The following is a 23,062-nucleotide window of genomic DNA, read 5'->3' as shown; positions in this document are numbered from 1 at the left end:
GCTGCCCCTCCCGCGTCATTCCCATTCGACTCGGAAGGATCCCCAAGCTGCCAGTACATCCGTGGCCAGCGTCGGAGTTCATTCCAAGCTTCGAATGGCGCGACATGCTACGCCAGAACGGCGCCACGCAGTCGCTATCGAAAATTCGAGAGAATATGGCGGGTCTCTGACACCGCGAAGCCAGTTCGGCCAAATCAACGAATTCCATACATATGCTTTGATTGAGTTCAAAACAAGGTGCGCCGCCAATTTATTTTCAGCGCCGGAATTGCGGTGACAGTGCTTTTACTTTGCCTTACCTCCTATGCCCCGGTCACGCGCGGCCTTTTCGCGAAAGGCCTGTGCTGCGTGCGAAAAATATTTCGCGGCGATGATGGAATAATCCCCTTTCGCCGACGTCTACTCCGATAGCCGTCCTTTGGACATCTGGAGCTGGACCGCATGTCTCCTTCATTTCTGCTGCGAATGCCTTCTCTTGCGCTCGCCGCTTCGCTCGGTTTCGCAATCAGTCCGCTTTGCGGTTGGGCGCAAGATCAGCCGCAGAACCCTCAGACGCCGCAGGCGGCAAAGCCGACGCATGCCGCGATCGCTGCCGAGGCACCCTTTCTCGCCGAGAACAACACGGCGATGGACAAGATGATGGCCGGAATGGAGGTCAAGCCGACCGGCGACGTCGATGTCGATTTCGCGGCGATGATGATCCCCCACCATCAAGGCGCCATCGATATGGCTCTCGCCGAGCTACGCTACGGCCGGAACGAGCGGCTTAGGCGCATCGCGCAGGAAATCGTCGTCGAACAGCAGCAGGAGATTGTCGCGATGCATTTGGCTCTGGGCCAACCCCTGCCCACAGAAACGGCATCGCCGACGCAGGTCGCACCGGTGCCCGTTACCAGCACGCACGATCACGCCTCCATGTCGAACGGCGACATGACGATGCCTGATCCCAACCCGACAAAGTAGGAGCGTACAAGATATGACACGCAGCTTGTTTTCCGCGAGCTTGCTCGCCAGCACGATTTTGCTTTGCGCATCGGCGTCGGCCGGACAGGCGCCGGGCACAGCGGCCGACGCCGATATCGCCGTGAGCCATCGCGACCGCGTCTATGCCGCCGAGCAATTCTCCAACACGGTGTCGGTGACGGATCCGGTCGACAACAAGCTTCTCGGTGTCATCCGCCTCGGCGACCCGCAGCCGGGCAATTTCAGCCCGCTCTACAAGGGACAGGTGCTGGTCCACGGCATGGGCTTCTCCCCCGACCACAAAACGCTTGCCGTCGTCTCGATCGGATCCAATTCCGTAACCTTCATCGACACGGCGACGAATGCGGTCAAACATACGACTTATGTCGGCCGTTCGCCGCACGAAGCCTTCTTTACACCCGACGGCAGGGAAGTCTGGGTGACGGTTCGCGGCGAGGACTACGTCGCTGTCCTCGACGCCAATACATTCGAGGAAAAGACCCGCATCAAGACGCCGAATGGGCCCGGCATGCAGATCTTCTCCCCGGATGGAAAGTACGGTTATGTCTGTTCGTCCTTCAATCCCGAGACCGACGTCATCACCGTCGCCGACCACCAGATCGTGGCGCGCGTCAAGCAGGAAAGCCCCTTCTGCCCGAATATCGCCGCGACCGCGGATGGAAAGCAGGTCTGGTTCACGCTCAAGGACGTCGGCAAGACGCAGGTCTTCAACGCCCAGCCGCCGTTCGACCTGATCAAGACGCTTGATACTGGGCCGATCACAAACCACGTCAATTTCGCCGTGAACAAGAACGGTTCGTTCGCCTATGTCACGGTCGGCGGCCCGAACCAGGTGAAGGTTTTCCGCACCGATACGTTTGCGCAAGTTGCGACGATTCCGGTCGGCAATCTCCCGCATGGCGTTTGGCCGTCCGGCGATGGCACGCGTATCTATGTTGGCCTCGAGAATGCCGATGCGCTGGCTGCAATCGACACGCTGACCAACAAAGTCATCGCGACGATTCCGATTGGCCAAGCGCCACAAGCGATCGCCTATGTTCCCAACGCGGTTTCGGACGGCGCTGGCGCGGATAACTTGCAACCGCTCGGCCTTGCCGGACAGACGACCCATCTGACCCTTGCAGCGGTCGGAAAATCCGGCGGCGAGCCGCCCACAAGCATATCTCTGTTCGATCAGGGCCTGATCCAGGTTCTCCAGGCTTCCGTCACGGGTCTCGAGTCAAAGAAGCCGTATATTCTGGCCCTGTCCACCGCACTTGACGGCAATGGCGAATTGCAGCCGCTCGCCAACTTCATGACCAACCCCGCCGGATCGGCTATCGTCAATGCGACGGGTCCGATCCGGCAGATCGTGCAGAGCGACGTCAAGGGTGAAAAACGCTATCTTGTCATCGCTGAAAACGCGGCAGGCAAGCCCCGCAACGTCATCCAAGTGCAGGGCCATTGATCCGTATGATCCCCGCCCGGCCGGATTGCCCGCCGGGCGATCAATATTTCGAAGGTCTCTGACCATGAACGACATGGTGCACCTGATCGAGCCATTGATCCCGGCCCTTCGTCGCTATGCCCGCGTTCTCGTCAAGGATCGCTTCGCCGCGGACGATCTGGTGCAGGATTGTCTGGAACGCGCTGTGAGCCGATGGCATCAGCGCCGTCCCGACGCTGATCCGCGGACCTGGATGTTCACGATCCTGCATCATCTGGCGGTCAACCGGTTTCGCCAGCAGAGGCGAAGTCCGGTCGAAGTCGCGATCGAGGACGCGCCCGAGCGCGACGTCTCACACATGGCGAACCAGGAGAAAACGATAGAGGTTCAGCATATGCTGCGCTGCGTTGATCTTTTGCCCGACGAGCAGCGCACAGTGCTGTTTCTGGTCGCCCTCGAAGATCTGTCCTACGCGCAAACGGCCGATGTTCTCGGCATTCCTGTCGGCACGGTCATGTCGCGTCTGTCGCGATCGCGCGACCGCTTGATCGAATTGATGGACGGCGTTCGTAAAGAGCAGCCGCCAAAGCCTTTCCTGCGGAGGGTGAAATGACCATTCGGCCGATCACGGAAGAGGAATTGCACCGCTTCGCCGATCAGACGCTCGACGTTCGGCGCAGAGAAGAAGTCGCCGCTTATCTCAATAGTCATCCGGACATTGCGAAGCGGGTGGCAGCCTACGGCCGTCAGCGTGACTTGCTGAAGGCAGGATATGCGCAGATCGCCGAAGAGCCCATCCCGCCGCAATTGAATCTCGCGCAGATCATCGCGCGCCGGAGACGGCCGGCTGCCCTGTCGCGGTGGATGGGCGCGGCCGCAGCGGTGCTCCTGCTGTGTCTGGGCGGCATAGGCGGTTGGTCGCTCCGGGGCACAACGCAATCGCCGGAAGGCATCGCCGCGCTCGCCGAGGAGGCAACCGCAACTTACGAGGTCTACGCGCCCGACCATCTGAGACCCGTCGAGCTCAAAGGATCCGATCGCGCAGAACTCGTCGGTTGGACGACCCAGCGATTGGGCCGCGCCATCGCGATCCCCGATCTCTCGGCCTCCGGTTTCCGGCTCATGGGCGGACGCATTGTGGCAACGGCGCATGGTCCGGCCGCCATGTTCATGTATGACGACGACCATGGCACGCGCCTCGTGATGCTCACGCGTGTGATGGTCGTCGATCAGAATATGCCGATGGCGCCGCAGACCAGCGGCAACCTCCATGGCTACACCTGGGCCGAAAAGGGCCTCGGATACAGTCTCGTTGGGCCAGCTCCGCCGGAGCGATTGCATCCTCTGGCGGATGAAGTGCGCAAACAGGTCTCGCGCGAGATCTGACCCAAGAGCAGATCACCTCTGTCGGCTGAAGACCAAAGCGGCATTGACACCGCCGAAACCGAAGGCGTTGGAGAGCACATGCTCGACGTCCGAGGCGCGGGCTCCGCTGGAAAGAAGATCGAATCCCTCTGCCTCCGGCATTGCGTTCTCGATATTCAGGCTCGGGGGGAGCAATTGGTTTTGGATGGCCAAGACGGAGAATACGGCTTCGATCGCGCCAGCAGCGCCGAGCATGTGTCCGGTTGCCGATTTGGTCGAACCCACCGGGACGCGACCGCCAGCCGTGCCGAAGAATTTTTCCAGCGCGGCCAGCTCGGCCGCGTCGCCGACTGGCGTAGAGGTAGCATGCGCGTTGACATAGCCGACTTGATGCGGATCGATTCCGGCCATCGACAAGGCGATTTCCATGGCGCGCGCAGCTTCTCGTCCATCAGGCCAGCCCGCCGTGACGTGATGCGCGTCGGTCGTCGTGCCATAGCCGGAGAGCACCGCAAGCGGTCGCGCGCCGCGCCGCTCGGCATGAGACAAGCGTTCGATCACCAGCATCGCCGCGCCTTCCGACAGAACAAACCCATCATGATCGCGGTCAAAAGGCCGTGACGCGCGCTGTGGATCGTCGTTGAAATTGAAGCTCAACGCCTTTGCCGCCGTGAAACCGCCGATGGCGACGGGATCAACGCAGGCTTCCGCTCCCCCGCACAAGGCAATGTCAGCCTCTCCCGCGCGTATCAAGCGCATGGCGTCCCCGATCGCCTGCGCCGATGCCGCGCAGGCTGTCGTCGGCGAGCCAGCCGGACCGTTAAAATGAAAACGAATGGCGATTTGCCCGGCCGCGAGATTCGGCAGGAAGGAGGGCACCACGAAAGGCGACAAGCGGCGTATGCCGGACGTGCGGATGGTCTCGCTCGCGGCCGTGATGGCCGGAACACCGCCGACGCCCGTTCCAATGAGGGTCGCCGTCCGTGCCCGCTCCTCAGAGCGTTCCGGATGCCACCCCGCCTGTTGCAAGGCTTCGGATGCGGCGGCCATGGCATATTGAATGAACAAATCGTTCCGGCGCAGGTCCCGCGGCTCCATGACTGTCTCAGGATCAAACCCCTCGGAATCGTCCTTGATCGAGGGGACGAGGCCGGCCACAGAGCATTTCCACCCCGCGACATCGAAACGTGTGTTCGTTCGGATGCCGCTTTGACCGGCGACGAGCCTCCGCCAATTGGTTGCGACGCCAGCGCCGAGGGGAGACACTGCGCCAAGGCCGGTGACTACGATAGGGTCGTGCATGTTCACTCCGATGTGTATCAGCACTGTGCATATACACAATTAAGAACGCGAACACTACCGATTTCCGCAACGTTCATCCATTCGCAAAATGCTTGGCTATGCGCAGATATGTTTCCGCTTCTTCTTGGGAAAGGTCTTGCGAAAAATCGGTTTGCGCCTGTTGCCACGCCACCAGAAGTTGGTCGAGGAGGCGGTTTCCGCTTTTCGTGAGTTCGCAAACACGCACATTCCCGACAGTTTCCGAAGCACGCCGGACCAAGCCCTTTTGCTCAAGAAGATCAAGATTTCGGGTGAGGCTTGTCCGATCGAGCAAAACGCGTTGCGCTAAGCTCATGACTGGCTGGCCCGGATGAAACCGGATCGCCGCAAGAAGCGAGAACTGCTGGACCGTCGCCCCGAATGGTTTGAACCTTGCATCGCCTTGCCGCAGCAGCGTCCGCGCCGCCGCGACTGTATTGAGGACAAGGCATTTTGAGAGCGCTTCAGGCATCGACATGAAGGAAACCGTGCACGTTCTTCTTGGGCTAAGTCAATACGAAGGTTAAGGCGCGTCGTAGTCGGATTGTGCCTGCCTGACCTGCTCCCAATTGGCCTTGGCCCAATCGACGAGACCAAGCGTGGGGCGCAGCAGGCTCTTGCCGAGGGCCGTCATTTCATACTCGACGCGTGGCGGCACTTCGGCGAACACCTCGCGGATCACGAGCCCGTCACGTTCGAGGTTCTTCAGGGTGGACGACAACATCCGCTGAGAAATTCCGGGAACGGAACGTTCAAGTTCGGAGAACCGGGCGCGTCCACCGAGGAGATCGAGCGAGAGGATGACAAAGATCGTCCACGTGTCGCCAATCTTCGAGAGCAGTTCCCGTACCGCCATCGGATCGGAACTTCGGCAGATCGCTGCAGGGTCGAGTCCCCCCGCCTTGCGGGCCTTTCCCATCGCTTACCTCGGTGTTAGTGACTGATTTCAAAGTGCCTTCTTCTTTGCAAGCCGCTTCCGATTTATAGGTAGCTCGCATGTCGTAAGCAAGATCACGGAAGCGCATGGAGAGCCCACATATGCCGAGCGAGAAATATGCCGCCTACAGGCCTGCCGCGCCATATTTCGACGCGGTGCGCCAAGCGTTGGGCGGTCTGGTCGATGGCGATCATTTTTTCGACGTTGTCACCGACAAGACCGTCTACGAAGTCCTGTATGACCTCGGTGGCTGGCCGCGCGTGATCCGGGGTCGGAGTGACCTGATGGCCGCATTCAGGGGTTATGTTGATCACATCGCGCTGCAATCCGTCGACAAATTGATCGCCCATAAGACGGACGACGGGCGCGGCCTCGTCATCGAATATGAGGTCCACGGAACGATCCTTGCAAGCGGCGCGACATACGACAATCGGTTCTGCTCGATCATCAGGATCGAGGATCGCAAGATCGCGCATTGGCGAGATTACATGGATTCTCTCGCGGCTTGGAATGCGCTGACGGCGCAAGCGCGGAAGTAAGGCCATGAAACAGATTTTGATGATTGAAGTGAGCCCCAGAGGCAATGACTCGGCCAGCCGCGCCGTTGCCGCGACCCTCGCCGCATGGTGCAAGAAAGTGTATCCATCCACAAAACTTGTGCGCCGCGATCTCGCTGACGCGCATCTGCCGCATCTCGACGATCTCACGCTGCGCGCCATCTCGACGAAGGATGCAGCGGAGTCGGAACGGCTCAAAGAGGCCGCGCGTCAATCGGATGAATTGACCAATGAGCTTTTGCAATCCGATCTTCTGGTGATTGCGACGCCGATGTGGAATTTCGGCATTCCATCCGTGCTCAAAGCCTGGATCGACCTTGTCGTGCGGCCCGGCAGAACCTTTCAATACACCGGCGATGGCGTTCTCGGTCTGGCGCAGGACAAGAAGGCGATCCTGGTCCTCGCTTCGGGCGGCGTCTACACCGAAGGGCCGTGGCGCTCGTGGGATTTCGTGGAGCCTTATCTGCGGCAGATCCTGGGTTTTATCGGTGTGCGGGACGTGCAGACCATTCGCGCTCAGGGCACGAATGTCCCGGCGCTGGCGATCGATGCCGTCCAGAACGGCAACAGAGCCATCGAACAGCTTGCTCTGTAGGATGCGGCCACAGTCGAAGGATTGGCGCTCGGTGGTCGCATGAATCCCGGTTAAGGCGACACTTTTGCATCCGACTTTTGAAACGCAATTGCGGCGATGGTGCATTTGATTCAAAATAAACAAAGAGACGCGGCAATGAGGGTCACTGTCACCATAACTCACTGGATCGCTGCGCGACGCCTGGTCGATCGACTTTTGACACTCCTCTTGAGAAGCGAAGGCGACGAACTCTTGCAGGTGTAATTGCGCCTATATTCGACCGAACGAACACATTTCGGCCATTGTTCAAATGCCATCATATTGCGACTCTTGTTCAGGTCGTTCCAGTCGGACAATATGGTGAACACCCTGCGTTCCGAGATTTTGGAGAGGTTCGGTAACGCAGACGTCTTGGCCATACGCATGACCCGCAAGTGGCGGAGAGATCCCGTATGTTTAGCCGTTGCAATTCAAGTCCCAACAGCAATTTGGATGCGCGGGTTCAGTCGAGAAAAATCACCGCTTACATGTATTCTGTCGATATTGCCGCCGCGCGAGCTGTCACGCTCACCGCGTCCGGCTACGCTGGCCAACGAATGGCGGTCGCTGTGAGCAAGCTCGGCAACGGACCCCTTTACGTTTTTATGCCCATCGTCGTCTTCATTTATCTCGGCCACAAAGCGCCTGCAGTCATCATCACATCCACAATAAGCGCGTTGATGCTGCATCTTGTTTATCCGATGTTGAAGCGATACGTCGCTCGCCCACGCCCCTTCGAAGCGGACCAGTCGATCACGTCACTGCTCGATGTCCGGGACAAATATTCCTTTCCAAGCGGGCATACGATGACGGCCGCGGCCTCGGTCGTGCCAATTATATGTGCAGATTGGAAATTCTTCCCGATTGGCGCCGGCATCATCTTGACCATGTCATGGGCCCGGATGGCGACGGGCCATCACTACCTAAGCGATGTTCTGGCGGGGATCGCGCTTGGAGGATTCGTCGGTTTCCTTTGCGCTCATATCTAATCGAAGGGGTCTGCCAACAGGCGGGTGAGGCGGGCGATCGGTCGCGCGCGCGAAACCCGTTATCCGTCTGGTCCGAACTGGACGGATAGGGCGGCGGAGGTTAGCTTCGTCTGCCTTCGTAACGCCACGCGATGTTATCAATTGGGGGAAATCATGACTGCCATCAGATCGAGTCGCCGTGCCCTGCTCACGGCGGCTCTTGCAGGTATTGGTACAGGCCTCTCCGGCAGCCCCGTTTCCGCCCAGACGGAAACCGTCCCGCCCGATATGTCGGCCCGCATTCAGGCCCTTATCCCCGATCTGGAAGCCGAAATCGCCCGTGGCATGAAGGCATTCAATATGCCGGGGCTCGCCATCGGCATCGTCCACCAGGATCAACTCGCCTATGCAAAGGGCTTTGGCGTAGGGGACCGCGCGACGAATGCGCCGGTCACCACCCGCACAGTCTTTCAGATCGGCTCCACCACCAAAGCCTTTCTGGCTGCAACGCTCGCCATGATGGTCGATCGCGGCCACTTCCGCTGGGACGACCGTGTGGCCGATCTCTATCCCGACTTTGTGTTGCATGATCCGTGGGTGACGCGGGAATTCCGCGTCTTCGATCTGATCGCGCAGCGCTCCGGCCTGCCGCCCTATGTCAACGACGCGCTCGCGGGGTTCGGTTTCGATCAGACGGCGCTCATCCGGTCGCTGCGTTTTGTCGAACCGGTGTCGAGTTTCCGCTCTACTTTCGGTTATATCAATATTGCCCATATGGTGGCCGGGCGGATCGTGGCCAAAGCCGCCGGTGCCGCGGACTGGAATGCGGTGCTGCAATCGGAATTGCTCACGCCGTTGGGCATGAAGGACTCCTCCTTCACGGCGGACGCGATCATAGCCGCGCCCGATCATGCGACGGGGCATGTCTGGTCGCCCCAGACCATCGCGCCGGTGCCCTTCACCCAGCTCTTTCCTTACGATTACGACGGTGCGGGCGATATCAATTCCACCATCGAAGATATGGCGCAGTGGCTGCGCCTGCAGATCTTCAACGGTACGCTGAAGGAGCGTTCCTATGTCTCGCCGGCCGGCATGGCGGCCACCCGCACGCCGAAGGTGGGCATGACGGAAACGCTCTCCTATGCGCTCGGCTGGGTCGTGCAGAATACGCCGAACGGCACGGTGATCTGGCACAATGGCGGCACGAGCAGTTTCGGCGCCTTCGTCGGCTTCCTGCCGGATCATGGCGTGGGCGCGGTCGTGCTCACCAATACCAATAATGTCGGCCTGCCGGACGCGCTCGGCGCATGGGTCATGGATCGGCTCCTGTCCAATCCGCCCAAGGACCATATCGGCACGAAACTGAAGAACGCCCAGGAAGAGGCCGCGCAAGCGGCCCAGCATTTCGCACGGCCCGCCGATCCGCAGGCCCCGCCTCCTTTCGCGCCGCTCGCTGGCCATTTTGAAAACCCGGCCGCCGGGCGGGCTTCCGTGGAAGTCGATGGCGAGCGCTTGCTCATGACGCTGGAGGCCACCGGAGCGCGCTTCTCCATCGATCCATGGAACGGCGATGTCTTTACGGCCAAGCTTCTGCCGGAAGGCCGCCTCAAGGACCTTGTCCTCAGCTCCGGGCCACTGCCCACCGCCTTCGCGCAATATCAGATGAGCACGGATGGAAAGCCCGATCGCCTCAAGCTCTCCATGCCTGATGGGCAGGCTTATCTATTCGAGCGCGTTGCCGCGTCCGGGTAAATTGCCACGCAGCGTGACGTGGTCGGGAATATCGGAAACGACGATGCGCGAGGGGGCCATCGGTTGAAGATTGGATAGAATTGAACCGATGGTCAATTAAGTGCGTTGTCGCCCCAACCGGCAGGCGTGGGCGAACGATCGCAATCACGGCCCGCCGTCGCGTCCATATTGTTGAAAGCCGGCGCGCGCGCATAGTCGTTCGTAATAGCGCTCTATATGCGTCAGATGCGGTTTGGCTATCGGCATCGACCGCCAGCGGTGGACCGACAAGCCAATAGGAATGTCGGCGAGTGAGAAATCAGGTCCGCAGATATAGGCGCCCGTCTCGCGCAACTGTCCGTCGATGAGCGCCACCATCGCGGAAAACCCGGTCATTGCGCGTTCGATGATCCGCTGATCCTGATAGTCGGGATGTCCGCGCACCAAACCTTGAAAAGCGATCCGCCAGCTGTTGTTGAAATCCGACCCCTGCCAATCCATCCATTTCTCGACATGCGCCCGCTGCAGCGGCGCGAGAGGGAGAAGATCGCAGCGGCCGCTCTTTGCGGCCAAATAGCGAATGATCGTATTGGACTCCCAGATCAGAGAGCCTTCGTCATCCAGAACCGGCACCATGCCAACCGGATTGAGCGCGCGAAATTCGGGTTCCGCCGTGGACCGGAAAGGGCCCGCCCAATCTTCCCGTTCGAAGGAAAGATCGAGTTCCGCGCATGTCCAAAGGACTTTGCGGACATTGATGGAACCGGCATAACCATAGATGCGAAGTGTCATAGGTCGACATGCCCTTCCATGTAGAAGGCGCAGCGCCCTTCGAGTTCCACCCGGTCGCCGACAAGGCGACAAAGGATTTCCCCGCCGCGCCGGGAGGCCTGATAGGCGCGAAAGGAAGACTTGTTCAGGCGTTTCGCCCAATACGGCGCAAGCGCGCAATGCGCGCTACCGGTGACCGGATCCTCTGGAATACCCTTTGCCGGCGCGAAATAACGGCTGACGAAATCATATTCGCCGTCACCGGCGGCGGTCACAATGACGCCGCCGCGCGCAAGCGCGGCGATTTTGCCGATATCGGGAGCGAGGGCGCGAACATCGTCGGCGTGCGGCAACAATGCGAGATAATTGAACTCGTTGGCCACGACCTCGACCGGCTCGACACCGAGCGCCTCGGCAAGGCCGACGGGCGTTGCAACAGCTTGCGAAAGTCGGGCGGGAAAATTCATCACATAGCCCTCCGCCGTCCGTTTGACCGGCAGCGGGCCGCTCGCCGAATGAAAGACAACCTCTTTCCGCGCCGGCGCAAGACGCTCCATGACAACTGCGGCGCTCGCCAATGTCGCATGCCCACATAAAGGGACCTCGACCTCGGGCGTGAACCAGCGGATGTGAAAATCGCCCCTCTCTGGCACCAAGAACGCGGTTTCCGCGAGGTTGTTCTCGGCGGCAATCGCCCGCAATCGCTCGTCATCGGCATAGTGATCGAGCAGCATAACGGCGGCCGGGTTCCCGGTGAATACGTCCCGCGCAAAGGCGTCGACCTGAAAGATGGGTATTCTCATGACATGGCTCCGTGATATGACACAGAGAACAATATTGAATTGATTTACGAGTCAATATGTATATTGTATCTGATACAATCGGGCGATCCTTTAGATTTGGCAAGATCATGTGGCAGCCCAAACTCGACCCCTCCGACCCCGCGCAGCTTTATCGTCGCCTCCTGCAAGCGATCGAGGCAGGCATCGCGGCTGGCGAATTGCAGGTCGGGGACCGGCTGCCGCCACAGCGCGACCTGGCGCATCGGCTTGCCATCAGCGTTGGCGCCGTCACCCATGCCTATGACGAGGCTGCGCGGCTTGGCCTTGTCGCGGCGCATGTCGGGAGAGGAACATTCATTGCGGGCGCTGGACGGGGCGACGCGGTGGCCGATGGCCTCATCGATTTGAGCGTCAATGTCGCCCCCTTTGTACCCACCGAGCTTTTGGCCGAGACAGCCGCAACCTTTCGCCGGACGGCGTCATGGGCCAACCGTCTGACCTATCAACCGCCACATGGGCTGGACGGCGACAGGCAAGCCGGAGCCGCGTGGTTGGCGGCAACCGCATGCTTCGCCGATCTGGATTGGCGCAGACTCATCTGCTGTGCGGGGGCGCAAGGCGGCATGGCCATCGCCCTGGCCGCTTTGTGCAAGCCAGGGGACGTCCTCTTGTGCGAGGCGGCTACCTTCCCCGGCGTCAAAACGCTGGCTGCGCAGCAGGGCTGCCGCCTGCACGGCATCGAAATGGATGACGAAGGTCTCATGCCGCAAGCGCTCGACAGGGCGGCCGCGAAGACCGGTGCCCGCGCGCTCTATGTTCTACCGACCCTTCAGAACCCAACGGCGCGAACGATGGGGAAGGCGCGCCGAGAGGACATTGTCCGAATTGCGCGCCGGCGCGATCTCTGGATCATTGAAGACGATGTCTATGCCTTGTATGCGCGCCATTTGGATTTGCCGCCGCTGGCGAGCCTCGCGCCCGAGCGGACGATCTATGTCAGCTCGTTGTCGAAAACCTTGGCTCCGGGGCTCCGCGCCGGATTTTTGGTGGCGCCGGCCGGAGATGTCCTCGACCGATGCTCCCGCGCGGCGCGCGCGCTCATGCATTCGCCGAATGGAATAACGACCGCCATCGCGACCCATTGGATCGAAAGCGGACGTGCACAAGATCTCGCGCGCAACGTGTTGGATGAAATTCGCGCGCGTGTGACAATTGCCGGCAACGTTCTCAAGGATTTCATCGCACAACCGCAACCTGCGGTGAGCCTGCATTTGTGGCTGCCGATGCCGCAGATACAAGCCGAAAGGACCATCGCCCGAGCTTCGATGAAGGGCTTGCGCCTTGCCGCCCCAATGGCCTTTGCAGCGTCCGAGAATGCCGAGAGCGGCTTGCGCCTGTGCGTCGGCGGCGTTCCGAACCGCGCGACGCTCGAGCGAGCGCTCTCGCTCCTTTCCAGTTCGCTCTCGGGGCATGACGACTATCTCGACGCGATCTGAGATCATCGGGGCGAGGACAGGTCAGATGCTGGTGATGGCACCGTCCCAACATCACGATGGTTTTCAATTGGCGCGGCAATTCTATGATTTGACAATCCGTCGCAATATGCTCGATTGGGTGCTCTTGAAGAAGCGAGTCAGGAGCTCATGATGCGGCGGGGCGCGCAAGCATTATTCTTTATGTCTCTCTTGGCTTTGGCCGGTTGCCAATCGACCGCGCCACCCGAAAGTGCAGTTTCGACGGTTGGGCCGGCGCAAGATATGCTCAGGTTGCTGGCCGGGCGGAAAATTCATCTTAGCTGGACCTATGAATATAGGGGCAGCATGCCGCGAACGTATCATGTCGACTGGGTGATCAGCATTGAGAGCGGAACGCGATTCAGCACTGCATACAAAACCAACGAAGGCGAATCTGGGGTGACGCCGGGGGTCTTCGATGAGGTTGCGCATTACGGCAACAACTCAACCGGAGTTGTCAGTGTCAGCGGCAATACATTCACCAACACCGGATATTATCTGAACCACACTGCCGTGACGATTATCCGCGTTTCCAAGAACGGCTGCCAAGTCATCGCCAATCGCAATGATCCGCCCGCAAACAAGGAATATGACCGAACCTTTCTGTTCCGAGATTACGATTCCAAATGCGAGTTGGTAGGACCTTAGAATTGCGCATGCAAATCAGGTGCACTGTCACCGGAATTCCAAGCCAATCGCGATAAAGGCGATAATCTTCATGACGAAAAACACCTTGGCTCGCCCAATGCCATGCTGCGTGACGTGATGCGGAATATCAGGAACGACGATGCCGGCGAGACGGGCTGTCGGTTGAGGATTGGGTGAAATTGATGCAGACGTCAATTATGTGCGTCGTCACCGTAACCAATTCTAATATTAAATTTATTTCGTCTTCGAGGTCTGTTGTTTCGTCGAGTTTGTAGCTGCTTCTTTACGCTCGTCTCCGGAAGCAACTTTAGAAAATAGCGCGGTCTCGCTGATTTGGCGCGCAACAAATCTGCGAAGATGTTTTTTGTCTTCGGCGCTAACCTTATAGTTCAAATCTTTCATTATTTTGAGCAAAGCGCTATTTGAAGGAGCCGTCTCAGAAAAATACCGAATAAGATGATCGTAATCCATCTCCATGAGTTCGTCGATTGATTTTATTTTCACAGCATGAACGCTCTGTATAAGTAGCTCAACAAGTTCATGATGAGAGATATCAGTCCATATTTTAATTTTGGATTTTTCCGCGAGCTCAATCAAAGAGTCGTATTGAACAACGTCGCTCTCTCGAAGACCGGCCGCAGCCCCCGTAGCACCAAGTAGCGCTATAAGACGTTTAAGGTCTGTAGGTGTCATGGGCATTTTGTAAGAAACTCGGCTGTTACAGCATTTATTTGCGACGTTTGCTTACTCGCATTCTGACCATTTATGTAGCGGACAGATGTTCGATATTGAGCTGCCTGCCTTAAGCCATCTCCTTCAGTTACGTAGCGGGCAAAAATTTTGCCGGTACGCGCTATACGATTGTACTCGGCACTTTCAGAAGCTTTTAAATCACTCGCGTATTCCCGCGCCATCATACCAATTGCACCAGAAAAGGTCGTAGGCGTATACGTTGCAGGCTCTCCCAATGTTGTCATAATAGCGGCGACATCATCATTCACACCATCGATTTCTGCAATCACAGTCGGGACGCCAATTGACGATTGCAGATCTAATTTAACAGGAGATACTGCATAGTCACTGGCGTAAATTGCCGCTCGCAAAAGCGAGGATACTTCTGGATGGCAATCGATTAAAATATAATCATACTGCAACTTTAAAGGCTCAAGCACCGCGCCAACAGTCATGAGGTGACTTAACATCAATTTATTGTTTTGTTTGATTGTTTTGCCGCTCGGTAGCTTATCTTCAGAAACGGAAGAGAGTCTCGGATCTGCAGGAACAAAATCGATATTAAACTGGCTTTTGCGAATATCTAAATTCAGAGTCAGAGGCATGGCACTATATATCTGTTGAAATTTATGAAACAGCGATGTTCCGGGCATTTCGCCTTTAGTAAAATGTGGGATAAGTCCAGGTTCAAGCCGGCCTGTTATGCCCCCGCGCTGATAATCAGCATCGATAACGAGCACCTTCAATTTGTGTACGTGAGTGAGCGCTATGGCAATCTCGAAACAGGCTGTAGTTTTTCCCACTCCACCTTTTTCACTGATGAAACAAACGATTTTGCCCATAAGCGAACCCGCTTCAAATCATTAAGATGACACCCGGAAGATACGTTACCATCATTTTGTCTGATCGCCAGATGTTCCACGTAAAAAAACGCCACTATTCGTGCTAACGCTTAAAAAGCGCATTCTGCGTCTTTTTGCACGATGTATGTAAGGCTTGAGCTGGTTCACCCCCTAAACGGCTTTGCCTTCCCACCTCTCGTCCCACCTCGCCCAGCCGTGCTCCGCGCCGCCGGACGTGCCTCTCCTCCGCCCCAATTGTGCGGGCCCATATCCTCGTCCGTCGGTTTGCGCACGCGGGTTTGCGGCAGGTTGGCGGCGGTGCCGTATTTGCGGTTGCCGCGGTAGCCGCCGGTCGCATCGTCCACCGCTTCCTGCCGCGCCAGCGGGTCGTCGGCAATGGCGAGTTCCGTTGCCTGCAGGCGCTTGATTTCGTCGCGCAATCTTGCGGCGCGTTCGAAGTCGAGATCGCCCGCTGCCGCGCGCATTTCCTTTTCCATGTCGGCGATGGCGGCCTTGAGATTGTGGCCGACGAGGGCGCCCTTGGCGAGGCCGGCATCGACCGTCACGTGATCCTGCTCGTAGACCGAGCCGAGAATGTCCTGGATGCCGCGCTTGATCGATTCCGGCGTGATGTTGTTTGCCGCATTATAGGCCTGCTGCTTCTCGCGGCGGCGCTCGGTTTCGGCCATGGCGCGTTCCATCGAGCCGGTCACATGATCGGCATAGAGAATGACGCGGCCGTCGACATTGCGCGCGGCGCGGCCGATGGTCTGAATGAGCGAGGTTTCCGAGCGCAAAAAACCTTCCTTGTCGGCATCGAGAATGGCGACGAGCGCGCATTCGGGAATGTCGAGGCCTTCGCGCAACAGGTTGATGCCGACGAGCACGTCGAACGCTCCGAGACGCAGGTCGCGGATGATTTCGATGCGCTCGATCGTATCGATGTCCGAATGCATGTAGCGCACGCGGACGCCGTTATCGTGCAGATATTCGGTCAGGTCCTCGGCCATGCGCTTGGTCAGCACGGTCACGAGCGTGCGATAGCCTTGCGCCGCCATTTCCTTGACTTCGCCGAGCAGATCGTCGACCTGGCTGCGCGCCGGGCGCACGTCGATGACGGGATCGATCAGGCCGGTCGGGCGGATGATCTGCTCCGCGAACACGCCGCCGGTCTGGTCCATCTCCCAGGAGCCGGGCGTCGCCGAGACATGGATCGTCTGCGGCCGCATCGCTTCCCATTCCTCGAAACGCAACGGCCGATTGTCGAGACAGGAGGGCAGGCGGAAGCCATATTCGGCGAGCGTCGCCTTGCGGCGGAAGTCGCCCTTATACATGGCGCCGATCTGCGGCACGGTGACATGGCTTTCGTCGGTGAACACCAAAGCATTGTCGGGCAGATATTCGAACAAAGTCGGCGGCGGCTCGCCCGGCCGGCGGCCGGTGAGATAGCGCGAATAATTCTCGATGCCGGCGCAGGAGCCGGTGGCCTCCAGCATTTCGATGTCGAACACCGCGCGCTGCTCGAGCCGTTGCGCCTCGAGCAGGCGGCCCATGCGCGTCAACTCGTTGAGCCGCCCCTTCAATTCGTCCTTGATGCCTTTGATGCTCTGCAACAGGGTTGGGCGCGGCGTGACATAATGCGAATTGGCATAGACTTTGACGAATTCGAGGTCCTGCGTCTTCTTGCCCGTCAGCGGATCGAATTCGGCGATGCTCTCGATCTCGTCGCCGAAGAAATTGATGCGCCAGGCGCGATCCTCATAGTGGGCAGGAAAAACTTCAATCGTGTCGCCGCGCACGCGGAACGCGCCGCGCGAAAAATCCGGCGTGCGCTTGTATTGCAAAGCCACGAGATCGGTAATGACCTGCCGCTGATCCACCCGCTCGCCGACCTTCATGGAGAAGGTCATGGCCGTATAGGTCTCGACCGAGCCGATACCATAGATGCAGGACACGGAGGCGACGATGATCACATCGTCGCGCTCCAGCAGCGCGCGCGTGGCGGCGTGGCGCATGCGGTCGATCTGCTCGTTGATCGAGCTTTCCTTCTCGATATAGGTGTCGGTGCGCGGCACATAGGCTTCGGGCTGGTAATAATCGTAATAGGAAACGAAATATTCCACCGCATTGTTGGGGAAGAAGCTCTTGAACTCGCCGTAGAGCTGCGCCGCCAGCGTCTTGTTCGGCGCCAGGATCAGTGCCGGGCGCTGGGTCTTCTCGATCACCTGCGCCATGGTGAAGGTCTTGCCGGAGCCGGTCACGCCGAGCAGCACCTGGTCGCGCTCCTGGGCATCGATCCCGTTGACCAGTTCGGCGATGGCGCTCGGCTGGTCGCCCTTCGGCTGATAATCCGAGACGATCTCGAATTTGATGCCGCCTTCCGATTTCTCCGGCCGGGCCGGCCGATGTGGCACCCAGGGCTTGCCCTGCTGGAACAGGGGATTGCCGCTCTCCAGCAGCGCCTTGAGCGTCTCGACCGTGGCCGCCGCGCCAGACATGCCGCGCGGATGCTGGACATCCGCATCGAATGCCGCCGCCGCCTCGTGAAACCCGTCCCGCGGCTCGCTCAGCGCCGGATTGAGCAATTCGGCGAGATGGGCGTCGAGGGGCTTCACATCGGGACGCGACGCCTTGGAGCGCGGCGTGCGGGGGGATCTTGGAGTCTTCGGCATGCCGCTAATATGGGGCGAGTCTGCTGACAGGGGAAGTCAGCAGCCCGATCATTTCAACGTGCTCATGCGGGCAAGCAGGTCCCGCGCGACCGGATCGCCATTGGTCGAGGCCTGTTGAAGCCAGGATTTGGCCTGGTTCAAATCTGCCGGCGTCCCGCGACCCGCGAAATACATCAGGCCCAGATCGCGCTGGGCAACGGATTCTTTCGGCGAATTCGCGGCGAATTTGAGCCATTTGAACGCCTGCGCATTGTCGGCAGTGTAGGGCGGCTTGCCCTCAAAATATCCGATCCCCAATTGGGCCGCTGCCCGCACATCCCCGAGTTCGGCCGCCTGGCGGAACCAGTTCATGGCTTGGGTCTGATCGATCTGGACGCCGGTTCCATCGTGATAGGCAACCCCCAACCACCATCGCGCCTCGACCTGCTTCGGGTCGGCGGCCGCTTTCAAGAACCATTCCACCGCTTTGGCTGGATCTTTCGGATAGGGCGGGGCGCCGAACCAGAAGGCATCGCCGATTTCGGCTTGAGCGAGGTGATCACCCGCGTCCGCTGCCTTCTGTGTCCATTCCAGCGATATTTGCGGGTTGGCGGCAACGCCTGTTCCGCTGCGATAGATCGTTGCCAACGTTCGCATCGCTGGGATGTAGTTCCCGTTTGCTGACTTGACGATCCAAGGGATGCCCTGGCCGGGGTCTGCCGGCACGCCCTTTCCATAAACCAAATTGAAGCCGTAACGGTACTCGGACGTCATATCGCCGCGCTGTGCAAGGGCGTAATAGTAATGCATGGCCGTGGGCATATCGCCGCCAAAGTTCTTGCTTAAATTCAGGCCCGTATCGTAGAGCGACGCGAGATCAAATTGTGCGACGGGATCCCCGACGTCGGCGCGCCCCCTGAGCGTATTTAAGGCAACAGGATCGAACGCAGCTCTGTCGCGCAAGGCGTGCGCCTCTTCAAGCACCTGAGCGGGCGTTTGAGGTTTTATCCAGTCTGCTTGGGATTGCCCCGGCACGTCCCAGTTATTGCTCCACGACAAAACGCATGTCGCGCCCAATGTCGCGAGGAGAGCCGGCGCCACATATCCGCACAGGCGGTACCATTTGTCGTCGTACCACAGAATGCGATGGGCGAGGATCAGCGCCTTACTCATACCAAAGAGCTCTTTTCCATCAGGGTTATGGCGGCCTCCACATCTTCAAGCGCAATATTGTCGATGTGGCCGGAAGCGGGGTTGTCCATGAGGCGCACCGCCTGCGCTTCGCGCATTTTTTCGAAAGCGTTGCGAACGGACCGCGCATTGCCCCAGCGCTCGCCGCTTCTGTGCGTTTCGATCCAGGGAATGATTTTTTCCTCATAGCCGCTTGGCAAATGAAACCCTTGGCCGTTCGCCATGCTCGCCATGATCTTGCACAATTCTTCGCTCGAATAGGGCGGGAAATCGATGCTTTTCGAGAAGCGGCTGGCCAAGCCGTCATTGGCTTGCAGAAAGCTGATCATTTTGGCCTTGTATCCGGCAACGATAACGATCAACCTTTCGCGATTGTCCTCCATGAACTTCAGAAGCGTGTCGATGGCCTCGCGGCCAAAGTCATTTGCCGCTTCTTGAACATAGAGGCTGTACGCTTCGTCGATGAAGAGAATTCCGTCGAGGGACCGTTGGCACAGGTCCAGGGTTTTTTGCGCCGTGTGTCCGATATATTGACCAACCAAATCGGATCTCTGCGCCTCGACCAGATGGCCCTTTCTGAGGACGCCCAGACCACGGAAAATATCGCCGAGCGCCCGCGCAACTTCTGTTTTGCCGACGCCGGGCGGCCCATAGAAAATCATATGTTGCGTCACCGCCGTGACTCTCATGCCTTCCTGGCGCCTCCGCTGTTCGAGTTGCAGGCGCGCGATGAGCGTGTTGATTTCCGCCTTGACCGGCATCAGGCCGATCATCCGATCCAGATCGTCCAGGGCTTCCTGCGTCGAGCGGCCCTGCTGGATGTCGGGAGGAAGGAATTCAATTTTCAAAAGGCGTAATTGTTCGGGCTCGATTTGCGCCCCTTTGCTGGTCGGCGTGACATGAGCCGAGACTCTTGCCAGCCGTTGCAAGGAATAGGTGATGAGCGCTCCAATGAGGATAATCGCGAGCGCCGCCATGAGGCGAGGGAGGTTGTCGCTGGTGATCAAATGCGCGAGTGCGCCGACACCGCCAGTCACGAGGGCCATAATTGCAGCGGTCAAGAGCGAAGCGCCCGTCATCACGATCAGAAGCGAGAGGGTCGGATGGCGGTCGAGCACGCTGTTCATGGCCAATCCTTTAGATGTCGCAAGACTTGTCGACGTGCCAACGCAAGTGAATGACGAGCTTGCCGTTTATGGCTGTTGGGCCCAAGGTCGGAGAGAGATAGAGGCGTGTGCCTGCGACCCAGCCCTCGATCGAAATATCCCCTGTGCCTGTTTCGTAGGGGGTGGGAAACGGATAGGCAATTCGCTGCGGCTCCTCAGTGACCGTGTAGAAAGGTGAAAGATACGCGCCGGACCGGATGCGGAAAATGCCGCCGGGCGTAGCGGGCATTTTGTCGACCGTAATGACCGCGAGGCGCTGACGACACGACTTGACGTCGGCGCCAATGAGCGATTGCGTATTCGGGTCCAATGTCTCGAGTGCGCTGTCGGTCTCATCGCGGGCAACGGTGGCGGCCTCGTAGCCCATGTCGCCGACCGATGTCGCGCCGTTTTCCGGTGCTTTTGCACCCCAAGTTAAAATCGTTGCCGCAAGCAGCACTGTCACAACGCTACCCGCTACAACCGTCGTAGACGGTGTCTGCGAGGCAGCTTTCGCGCCGTTTCCGGCTGAGGCTGCAAATTTTGCGCCGCGACCGTCGATCATGGACTAGCCCGCCCAACTTTCCACAAAAATAGGCATGGAATAGCTGGAGCGGCAACTTGACATATCGGATTATCGAGGCCCGGCCCTTGACCATGACTTTTGAGTCATTGCGTAGCCTACAAGGCCGCCGCGGCCTTCTGGAAGGCCTTGGCAAATCCCGCCAATTCCTCCGGCGCGATGTCGGAGACCGCCCAATAGGTGAAGCCCTGGCCCTGCCAGGTCAGCACATTGTAGCCATTGAGCGCGCGCGGCGGCAGCGGCGGGATTTCGCTGCCAATTTGGGGGATGGCCGTGACGCTGATGAGATGCTCACGGCGGCGGTAGACCATGGTCGGAACCGCGCGGCCCTTGACGATGTCGGCGCGGCCGCCGGCGAGCTCGAAACCGTCTTCGGTCAGGAGTACGACCGGCGGCGAGATCGCGAGCTTGGTGTCGAACCACGGCTTCACCGTATGCCGGTCGCTGGAGGCGACATCGAAGGGCTGCGCGGCGAGCAGGCTGCGCTGGTGGTCGGTCACCAGGTTCTGTGCCAGCAGATCGTCGGCATTCGGCACGGTCAGCCAATAGGTGAGGCCGCCGCCGAGAAAGGCCGCGATCAGGAAGGTCGCCGCGAGCCGCTGCCATTCTCCACCCGTCCAGAAAGTCTTGCGCGGCAAGGCGAAGTTGAGATGCGCCACATTGTCCGCCGGCTTGGGCGCGCCGATCGCGGCGATTTTCGCGCGGAAGTCGTCACGCGCGCGCTCCGGTGTTACTTGCCGCAGGGCGCCGCGCAACGCGACAAGGCGGTCGTGTTCGGCTTTGAGGCCGGCGTCCTGGCGCAGCAGGTCTTCCATGGCGAGAACGTTGCCCGCATCCAATTCGCCATCGAGATACGCATTGAGCCGCAAGATTTTGTCGCGCGGGGAGAGGTCGCTCATGCGTTGCCCTCCTTCAATCGCGTCAGCAAAAGATTGCGCGCGCGGGTGAGGCGCGACATCACCGTTCCGATCGGCACGCCGCAGGTTTCAGCAATGTCCTTGTATGACAGGCCCTGCAGATCGCGCAGCACCAGAGCCTCGCGGAATTGTTCCGGCAAGTCGGCAATGGCGCGGTTCAATGCAAGGGCATCGGTTTTGGCAATCAATGCGGCCTCGGGTGTGGCGTCGGGATCGATCTGGTCGAGATGCGTTTCGTCGTCGGTGAAGACCAGGGTTTTGCGGCGGTTCTTGGCGAGCCAGGTGAAGGCCGTATTGCGCACGATGGCGAGAAGCCAGGCTCTGGCGGACCCACCAGCGTACGTGTCGAGCGCGCCATGGGCGCGCAGGCACGCATCCTGCACCACATCCTCCGCATCGTCCCGGTTGCCGGTGAGCCAGCGGGCCAAAGACAGCGCGTCATCGAGATGGGGCATGACGATCTCTTGAAAACGTGTCGCAATCCTCTCGTCGGTCAAATTCTAGTCCGTCGCTTTGGCGCGCCGCGGCAGGGGCGGGAGCCTTATAAAGCCTTTGGGTAGCATGCGCGACAAGATTTCGTCGCCCAAGACAAATTGGTGCAGCAGGGCGGCGCCGATATGTGCGCCAATCGCCGCGATAAAGCCGTAAGCGAGCCAGCCGTGCACTTGCAGCATGGTGCTGGCGAGATGCGGGTTGCGTGCGAGCAGCGGCGGGATTTGGAACAGGCCTAAATCCATAGCCTTGCCGCGTGCAAAATAGGAAAGCGCGCCGCTCATGGGTACCACCACCATCAGCCCGTACAGCACCAGATGCGTGCCATGGGCCAAATGGCGCAGAAGGGCTGCGATCGTGGCGGGCAGGGGCGGCACCGCATGGGTCGCGCGCCAAGCAAGGCGCAGGATGCTCAAGGCGATCACGCAGAGGCCGATGGCATAATGCACGTTGAGCCAGAACAACATGGCGCCAGTCGACATATACGCATGGCTGAGGCCGATGGCGGCGCCGGTGAAGATGAGGCCGGCCATCAGCCAGTGCAGAGCTTTCGCGGTTGCCGTATAGGATAAGGCTTGCATGGAAATGCTCCATTCTGCATCAGCGTTCCCCGATCCGCGGCGCGCATTGATAGCCGACAAAGCAGTGCGGATCGTTCGAGGTTTGAACCCAGGCCGGAACCGTATATTCATCGCGGGAACACATGCTTGTTTGCCGCACATAGCGATCAAAGGTGTTAGGTCCGGTGTCCAGAACGACCGCGCCTTGGGTTTTCACCAAACCGGCAACGGCAGCGCAAGACGTCGCGGGCGTATAAGTCCGGTTCATCGCGAAGGCGCTCGTGGTCAGGATCAGAACAATGAAGGGGGCGGACAGCGGTTTCATGGCGTGCC

The 23,062-nt window shown here is 59.2% G+C and carries 25 protein-coding genes; 10 read left to right on the top strand and 15 right to left on the bottom strand.

Annotated features, from left to right (window positions below):
• The first annotated feature begins 441 nt into the window (after positions 1–441).
• The 4 genes from V9T28_RS15040 to V9T28_RS15025 all read left to right on the top strand — a co-directional run bounded on the left by V9T28_RS15040 (position 442) and on the right by V9T28_RS15025 (position 3,796).
• The gene (locus tag V9T28_RS15040) at positions 442–963 is read left to right on the top strand and encodes a DUF305 domain-containing protein (protein ID WP_199499993.1); all 522 of its coding nucleotides are present in this window, start codon (positions 442–444) and stop codon (positions 961–963) included.
• Positions 964–976: 13 nt separating this feature from the next.
• Positions 977–2,431 (top strand): YncE family protein, encoded by a 1,455-nt coding sequence (locus V9T28_RS15035; RefSeq protein ID WP_116399717.1) that lies wholly within the window; start codon positions 977–979, stop codon positions 2,429–2,431.
• Positions 2,432–2,495: 64 nt separating this feature from the next.
• Positions 2,496–3,023 carry an RNA polymerase sigma factor gene (locus tag V9T28_RS15030; protein ID WP_116399716.1) on the top strand — a complete coding sequence of 176 codons (528 nt, stop codon included), beginning with the start codon at positions 2,496–2,498 and terminating at the stop codon, positions 3,021–3,023.
• The gene (locus tag V9T28_RS15025) at positions 3,020–3,796 is read left to right on the top strand and encodes an anti-sigma factor family protein (RefSeq protein ID WP_116399715.1); all 777 of its coding nucleotides are present in this window, start codon (positions 3,020–3,022) and stop codon (positions 3,794–3,796) included. The genes V9T28_RS15030 and V9T28_RS15025 overlap by 4 nt, the downstream gene beginning before the upstream one ends.
• Positions 3,797–3,808: 12 nt before the next feature.
• Here V9T28_RS15025 and fabF read toward each other — a convergent pair whose 3' ends face one another.
• The 3 genes from fabF to V9T28_RS15010 all read right to left on the bottom strand — a co-directional run bounded on the left by fabF (position 3,809) and on the right by V9T28_RS15010 (position 6,014).
• Complete coding sequence (fabF, locus tag V9T28_RS15020; RefSeq protein WP_116399714.1) at positions 3,809–5,077, bottom strand: beta-ketoacyl-ACP synthase II; 1,269 nt, start codon at positions 5,075–5,077, stop codon at positions 3,809–3,811.
• Positions 5,078–5,150: 73 nt separating this feature from the next.
• Positions 5,151–5,573, bottom strand: a complete 423-nt coding sequence (locus tag V9T28_RS15015; RefSeq protein ID WP_116399713.1) for a MarR family winged helix-turn-helix transcriptional regulator — start codon at positions 5,571–5,573, stop codon at positions 5,151–5,153.
• A gap of 45 nt (positions 5,574–5,618) precedes the next feature.
• Positions 5,619–6,014, bottom strand: coding sequence for a winged helix-turn-helix transcriptional regulator (locus V9T28_RS15010; protein ID WP_116399712.1), 396 nt, complete (start codon positions 6,012–6,014; stop codon positions 5,619–5,621).
• A 119-nt stretch (positions 6,015–6,133) separates the two neighbouring features.
• Between V9T28_RS15010 and V9T28_RS15005 the strand changes: the two genes are divergently transcribed.
• The 4 genes from V9T28_RS15005 to V9T28_RS14990 all read left to right on the top strand — a co-directional run bounded on the left by V9T28_RS15005 (position 6,134) and on the right by V9T28_RS14990 (position 9,922).
• Positions 6,134–6,571, top strand: coding sequence for a nuclear transport factor 2 family protein (locus V9T28_RS15005; protein ID WP_116399711.1), 438 nt, complete (start codon positions 6,134–6,136; stop codon positions 6,569–6,571).
• A gap of 4 nt (positions 6,572–6,575) precedes the next feature.
• Positions 6,576–7,184 carry an FMN-dependent NADH-azoreductase gene (locus V9T28_RS15000; protein WP_116399710.1) on the top strand — a complete coding sequence of 203 codons (609 nt, stop codon included), beginning with the start codon at positions 6,576–6,578 and terminating at the stop codon, positions 7,182–7,184.
• A 467-nt stretch (positions 7,185–7,651) separates the two neighbouring features.
• Positions 7,652–8,191 carry a phosphatase PAP2 family protein gene (locus V9T28_RS14995; protein WP_339071771.1) on the top strand — a complete coding sequence of 180 codons (540 nt, stop codon included), beginning with the start codon at positions 7,652–7,654 and terminating at the stop codon, positions 8,189–8,191.
• A gap of 153 nt (positions 8,192–8,344) precedes the next feature.
• On the top strand, positions 8,345–9,922 hold the full coding sequence (locus V9T28_RS14990; protein ID WP_116399708.1) for a serine hydrolase: 1,578 nt from the start codon (positions 8,345–8,347) through the stop codon (positions 9,920–9,922).
• A gap of 144 nt (positions 9,923–10,066) precedes the next feature.
• Here the strand turns inward: V9T28_RS14990 and V9T28_RS14985 are convergent, their stop codons facing one another.
• A complete protein-coding gene (locus V9T28_RS14985) occupies positions 10,067–10,693 on the bottom strand; it encodes a glutathione S-transferase family protein (protein WP_116399707.1) in 627 nt (208 codons plus the stop codon).
• Positions 10,690–11,475, bottom strand: coding sequence for a PhzF family phenazine biosynthesis protein (locus tag V9T28_RS14980; RefSeq protein ID WP_116399706.1), 786 nt, complete (start codon positions 11,473–11,475; stop codon positions 10,690–10,692). Before V9T28_RS14980 ends, V9T28_RS14985 begins: the two co-directional genes overlap by 4 nt.
• A gap of 107 nt (positions 11,476–11,582) precedes the next feature.
• Here V9T28_RS14980 and V9T28_RS14975 point away from each other — a divergent pair, with 107 nt between their 5' ends.
• Both V9T28_RS14975 and V9T28_RS14970 read left to right on the top strand, forming a co-directional pair.
• Positions 11,583–12,950 (top strand): aminotransferase-like domain-containing protein, encoded by a 1,368-nt coding sequence (locus V9T28_RS14975; RefSeq protein WP_116399705.1) that lies wholly within the window; start codon positions 11,583–11,585, stop codon positions 12,948–12,950.
• Between the two features lie 150 nt (positions 12,951–13,100).
• Positions 13,101–13,616: a hypothetical protein gene (locus V9T28_RS14970; RefSeq protein WP_158554738.1), complete on the top strand. Its 516-nt coding sequence runs from the start codon at positions 13,101–13,103 to the stop codon at positions 13,614–13,616.
• 234 nt (positions 13,617–13,850) lie between these two features.
• Here V9T28_RS14970 and V9T28_RS14965 read toward each other — a convergent pair whose 3' ends face one another.
• From V9T28_RS14965 to V9T28_RS14920, 10 genes are all read right to left on the bottom strand, one after another.
• The gene (locus V9T28_RS14965) at positions 13,851–14,309 is read right to left on the bottom strand and encodes a hypothetical protein (protein ID WP_147306401.1); all 459 of its coding nucleotides are present in this window, start codon (positions 14,307–14,309) and stop codon (positions 13,851–13,853) included.
• Positions 14,306–15,190 carry a ParA family protein gene (locus tag V9T28_RS14960; protein WP_116399703.1) on the bottom strand — a complete coding sequence of 295 codons (885 nt, stop codon included), beginning with the start codon at positions 15,188–15,190 and terminating at the stop codon, positions 14,306–14,308. The genes V9T28_RS14965 and V9T28_RS14960 overlap by 4 nt, the downstream gene beginning before the upstream one ends.
• Positions 15,191–15,354: 164 nt before the next feature.
• A complete protein-coding gene (gene uvrB / locus V9T28_RS14955) occupies positions 15,355–17,862 on the bottom strand; it encodes an excinuclease ABC subunit UvrB (protein WP_116399702.1) in 2,508 nt (835 codons plus the stop codon).
• Positions 17,863–17,910: 48 nt separating this feature from the next.
• Positions 17,911–19,014, bottom strand: coding sequence for a tetratricopeptide repeat protein (locus tag V9T28_RS14950; RefSeq protein ID WP_116399701.1), 1,104 nt, complete (start codon positions 19,012–19,014; stop codon positions 17,911–17,913).
• A complete protein-coding gene (locus V9T28_RS14945) occupies positions 19,011–20,159 on the bottom strand; it encodes an AAA family ATPase (protein ID WP_116399700.1) in 1,149 nt (382 codons plus the stop codon). Before V9T28_RS14945 ends, V9T28_RS14950 begins: the two co-directional genes overlap by 4 nt.
• A 10-nt stretch (positions 20,160–20,169) precedes the next feature.
• Complete coding sequence (locus V9T28_RS14940; protein ID WP_147306400.1) at positions 20,170–20,643, bottom strand: hypothetical protein; 474 nt, start codon at positions 20,641–20,643, stop codon at positions 20,170–20,172.
• Positions 20,644–20,858: 215 nt separating this feature from the next.
• Entirely contained in the window at positions 20,859–21,659 is an 801-nt protein-coding gene (locus V9T28_RS14935; RefSeq protein WP_116399698.1) for an anti-sigma factor family protein, read from the bottom strand.
• Positions 21,656–22,174, bottom strand: coding sequence for a sigma-70 family RNA polymerase sigma factor (locus tag V9T28_RS14930; RefSeq protein ID WP_281024234.1), 519 nt, complete (start codon positions 22,172–22,174; stop codon positions 21,656–21,658). The genes V9T28_RS14935 and V9T28_RS14930 overlap by 4 nt, the downstream gene beginning before the upstream one ends.
• A gap of 3 nt (positions 22,175–22,177) precedes the next feature.
• Positions 22,178–22,750, bottom strand: a complete 573-nt coding sequence (locus V9T28_RS14925; protein WP_158554737.1) for a cytochrome b — start codon at positions 22,748–22,750, stop codon at positions 22,178–22,180.
• Between the two features lie 19 nt (positions 22,751–22,769).
• Positions 22,770–23,054: a hypothetical protein gene (locus tag V9T28_RS14920; RefSeq protein WP_158554736.1), complete on the bottom strand. Its 285-nt coding sequence runs from the start codon at positions 23,052–23,054 to the stop codon at positions 22,770–22,772.
• Positions 23,055–23,062 lie beyond the last annotated feature (8 nt).

Origin of the sequence: Methylovirgula sp. 4M-Z18, assembly GCF_037890675.1 — a bacterium.
GTDB lineage: Bacteria > Pseudomonadota > Alphaproteobacteria > Rhizobiales > Beijerinckiaceae > 4M-Z18.
Note: the sequence above shows the minus strand (reverse complement) of the source record. Positions and strands in the feature narration are given on the sequence as shown.